This is a genomic window from Bradyrhizobium sp., assembly GCF_004799445.1.
GTDB lineage: Bacteria > Pseudomonadota > Alphaproteobacteria > Rhizobiales > Xanthobacteraceae > Bradyrhizobium.
This window is the reverse complement of record NZ_SSNA01000211.1, coordinates 1-3,953: the sequence shown is the minus strand read 5'-3', so window position 1 is coordinate 3,953 and position 3,953 is coordinate 1. Positions and strand designations below refer to the sequence as shown.

Genomic DNA, 3,953 nt, shown 5'->3' with positions numbered 1-3,953 from the left:
CAGTCGCTGCATCGGATTGAGCCTGCATCCGTTCGCGAGGAGGTGGAGGCGGCCGGCTTCGTACTGGACGCGGAAAGCACCATGCTCGCGAACAAGGACGATCCGCACTCGATCAAGGTGTTCGATCCCTCGATCAAGGGGGAGACCGATCGCTTCGTCTATCGGTTCGTGAAGCCGTGACAGGTGCCGGTGGCCACTGATGAGACCTGACAGACGCGGGCATAAGCTCGTCTGGATGACTCCACAAGGAACACGAACGTGAGCACGATCAGCATCATCGGATCAGGCGGCATGGCGGCAGCGATCGGAGGTCTTGCCGCCATGCCCGGGCCTACCGTCGAGGTGATCAGTCGCGACGCCGCGAAAGCGCGGGCGATGGCCGAGCAGGTTGGAGCCGGCGCGAAGACAGGGACGTTCGGCGCCGCCCCGGCCGGGGATATCATCATCCTGGCGGTTCCCTACGCAGCCGTTCTCGACGTGGTGACGCAGTACGGCGACGAACTGGCAGGCAAGCTCCTCGTCGACATAACCAACCCCATCAACGCCGACTTCACGGGCTTCGTGACCCCTGAGGACAGTTTCGGCGCGCAGGAGATCGCCAAGGCCGCCCCCGCCGATGCGGATGTCGTCAAGGCGTTCAACACCCAGTTCTCCCACGTCCTGGCTGCCGGTCGGGTCGAGGGCCACCCGTTGGACGTGTTCCTCGCCGGCGACGACGCGCAGGCGAAGGCGCGCGTCGTCGCGTTTGTCGAGAGCCTCGGACTGCGCCCCATGGACAGCGGACCGCTGCCCATGGCTCGGACGCTCGAGAACCTCGCCTTGCTGTCGCTGGGCCTCGTCGCCCACTCCGTCAACCACACCAACTTCTCACTCGGCGTCAGCCTGCACCCGTAGCACCACTTCTCAAATGCCATCACTCCAAGGATCAGTATCATGCACGTTCTAGTCACTGGCGGGACCGGCCATATCGGTTCGTACGTCATCCCCGAGCTCATCGCCGCCGGCCACGAGGTCACCGGCTTGGCCAGGTCGGACGAGTCCGCCGCTGCAGTGTCCGCGCTCGGCGCCAAGGTGCGTCGTGGGGATGTTTCCGAGCTCGATGGGCTCAAGGCGGCGGCCGCGGAGTCCGACGGCGTCATCCACCTCGCGCACAGGCAGGACCTGCTTCTCTCCGGAGGGATCGACGCCGTGGCCGCCGCGGAGGTCCAGATCATGCTCGCGTACGGCGAGGCATTGGCGGGGACTGGAAAGCCGCTGGTCGCAGCGGGGAGCATGGGCTCGCCCGGGTGGGAAAACCTGGGCCGGCCAGCCACCGAGGAGGACCCAGCCCTTCCCGGCGGAGATAAATACAAGGGTACCCTGCGGGTTCGCAACGTGGTGGAGATCGCCGTGGTCGGCCTCGCCGACCGGGGCGTGCGGTCTTCGATCGTGCGGATACCTCCTATCGCGCACAGCGATACCGACAAAGCCGGCTTCCTCCCGCTGCTGATCGGGCTCGCGAAGGAGAAGGGCGCCATAGGCTACCCCGGAGACGGCGCGAACCTTTGGCCGGCCGTGCACTGCCGCGACCTCGCCTCCTTGTTCCGCCTGGCGTTAGAAAAGGGTCCGGCTGGCAAATCTTGGCACGGGATTGAGGGCGAGGGCATCCGTTTCCGCGAGATCGCCGAGGCCATTGGCAGCCGTCTGGGCCTGCCGGCGGTGAGCATTCCCGCGGACGTACTGATGCTGCCGGGATACTTCGGTTTCCTCGCGAATTTGGTCACGCTGGACCTCCCGGCGTCCAATCTCATCACCCGCCAGACTCTTGGCTGGCGACCCGCTCAGCCCAGCCTGCTCACCGATTTGCACAACGGCCATTACTTCCCTGCCGGCTGAGTTACGAGGGATCGCGTACGTGGCTCGGCACACACGGAATATCACCCGGGGAATGCCCCGCTAGAGATTACGAGCAATACCCCAACTCATTAGGAGACTGCATATGAGCACTGTCAGCATCATCGGCTCAGGAGGAATGGCCACGGCGATCAGCGGCCGTATCGCAAAGGCTGGACACACCGTCGAGGTGGTCAGCCGCGACCCCGCCAAAGCGCGGGCGCTGGCCGACAAGCTCGCAGCCGGAGCGACCACAGGGACGTACGGCGCCGCACCGGCGGGCGACATCATCATCCTCGCCGTGCCCTACGGCAGTGCAGCGGCGGTGGTGACCGACTTCGGGGACGCGCTCGACGGCAAGGTCATCATCGACATCACCAACCCGGTCACCCCCGACATGTCGGGCCTCGTCACGCCTCACGGCAGTTCGGGTGCGCAGGAGATCGCCAAGGGCGCCCCCGCCGGCGCGCATGTCGTGAAGGCGTTCAACACCATCTTCGGCCACGTACTTGCTAAGGGTGGACGCCTCGACGCGTTCATCGCCGCCGACGATCCGGAGGCCAAGGCGCGCGTCTCAACCTTCATCGAGAGTCTCGGGCTGCGTCCGTTGGATGTCGGCGGCCTGCACATGGCCGCGACGCTCGAGGCGCTCGGTCTGATGATGATTGGCCTGGCCAAGAACGGCGCCGGCACCTGGGACATCGCCTTGAACGTCGATATCGGCTGAATCACCGACAGCACGACTCGCTGGCAGGTCCACAACTCCCTGGGCGCGAGTCAACAGACAGTAATCAACTGCGGGAAGGATTAAAGATGCTTCGCAATGAAGAAATCATCAGAGAACTCTACGCCGCTGCAGAGGGGCAAGGAACGGATATCGAGAAGTTTATCTCTCTCTTCTCTGAGGAAGGATACATGTACGACATTCCTTCCGGCATAAAGCTTCGCGGGCAGGCCATTAGTGACTCTATCGCCGGCTTCGCAAGTGCATTTCCTGATGTCCACCGTGAGTTAATCAGCATCTACGTCGTGGAGAACGTCGTCGTTGTCGAGCTCGCAACTCGGGGAACGCATAAAGGTGAGCTGGCCCTTGCTTCTGGAACTCTAGCTCCCACGGGCAAGGCAATAGATGTCCCGAGTTGCGATGTTTTTCACCTCGAGAGTGGAAAGGTCATTTCCTTTCATTGCTACAATGCGGCTTCCGTATTGCAGCAACAAATTTCGGCTGAATCACCGACACCACGCGATCCGATGTAAGGGAATGGAGAGATCTCGATGAGCATTCAAGAGAATATCCAAATTGTGAAGGACTTTTTTGCGGCAATGGGCGGCAGCGATAGGCAAGGTTTGCTGGCGTTGTGTGCCGAAGATATTGAGTGGATCATTCCGGGCGAGGACTGGCCGCTGGCAGGCACGCACCGCGGTCACGCAGGATTGGCAGATTTGCTTCAGAAGGCTTCCGACACGGTGGAAACTTCATTCCCAAAGCCCCCGGAATTCGTAGCGCAGGGAGACCGGGTTCTGGTCGTCGGTTTCGCTACGGGGAAAGTCAAAGCCACGAATAAGACGTTCGATGACGACTGGGTCTTCGCCATTACCGTTCGAAACGGCAAGGTGACGAACATCCGGGAGTACATCGACACGCAAGCGCTGGCGCGGGCCGCGAGCCCCGGGCGCTGACCCATCGACACGTACTGCAAAAGCTTGGCCGAAATCAAAATACGAGGTTATCATGACGACGAAACCCCGCATCGCCATTGTGATTGGCTCGACCCGGCCCGGTCGGTACGCCGACAAGGCCGCTGGCTGGATGCTGAAACAGACCAAGGCCCGTGACGACATCGAGGCGGAGCTTCTCGACCTTCGCAACCATCCGCTGCCATTCTTCGATGAGAAGGGGCCGCTTGCGTTGATGCCCAGCGAGAACGCAGAGGCATTGCGCTGGCAGGAAGCGCTCGCGCGGTACGATGGCTTCGTCTTCGTGGTGGCCGAATACAATCACTCGGTCACGGGTGTGCTGAAGAATGCGCTCGACCAAGCTTACAAGCAGTGGGGGCGGAAACCGTTCACGGCAATCGGCT

General features: G+C 62.3%; 6 protein-coding genes and 1 pseudogene. All 7 read left to right on the top strand.

Going from position 1 to position 3,953, the window contains the following annotated elements:
- Window positions 1-180 (top strand): annotated as a pseudogene (locus E8A46_RS27755) (methyltransferase); the annotation flags it as partial.
- 78 nt (window positions 181-258) lie between these two features.
- Window positions 259-894 carry an NAD(P)-binding domain-containing protein gene (locus tag E8A46_RS27750; RefSeq protein ID WP_291568003.1) on the top strand — a complete coding sequence of 212 codons (636 nt, stop codon included), beginning with the start codon at window positions 259-261 and terminating at the stop codon, window positions 892-894.
- A 39-nt stretch (window positions 895-933) separates the two neighbouring features.
- A complete protein-coding gene (locus E8A46_RS27745) occupies window positions 934-1,875 on the top strand; it encodes an SDR family oxidoreductase (RefSeq protein WP_291568001.1) in 942 nt (313 codons plus the stop codon).
- Window positions 1,876-1,951: 76 nt separating this feature from the next.
- Entirely contained in the window at window positions 1,952-2,599 is a 648-nt protein-coding gene (locus E8A46_RS27740; RefSeq protein ID WP_363252713.1) for an NADPH-dependent F420 reductase, read from the top strand.
- 86 nt (window positions 2,600-2,685) lie between these two features.
- Entirely contained in the window at window positions 2,686-3,129 is a 444-nt protein-coding gene (locus tag E8A46_RS27735) for an ester cyclase (protein ID WP_291567997.1), read from the top strand.
- 18 nt (window positions 3,130-3,147) lie between these two features.
- Entirely contained in the window at window positions 3,148-3,552 is a 405-nt protein-coding gene (locus tag E8A46_RS27730) for a nuclear transport factor 2 family protein (protein WP_291567995.1), read from the top strand.
- A gap of 52 nt (window positions 3,553-3,604) precedes the next feature.
- The coding region (locus E8A46_RS27725; RefSeq protein ID WP_291567994.1) for an NAD(P)H-dependent oxidoreductase at window positions 3,605-3,953 on the top strand (349 nt) is incomplete at its 3' end.

What these genes read in the sequence shown, in the direction of transcription:
- E8A46_RS27745 (WP_291568001.1), top strand. Translation starts at nt 934, where the DNA reads ATGCACGTTCTAGTCACTGGCGGGACCGGCCATATCGGTTCGTACGTC.
- E8A46_RS27735 (WP_291567997.1), top strand. Translation starts at nt 2,686, where the DNA reads ATGCTTCGCAATGAAGAAATCATCAGAGAACTCTACGCCGCTGCAGAG.
- E8A46_RS27730 (WP_291567995.1), top strand. Translation starts at nt 3,148, where the DNA reads ATGAGCATTCAAGAGAATATCCAAATTGTGAAGGACTTTTTTGCGGCA.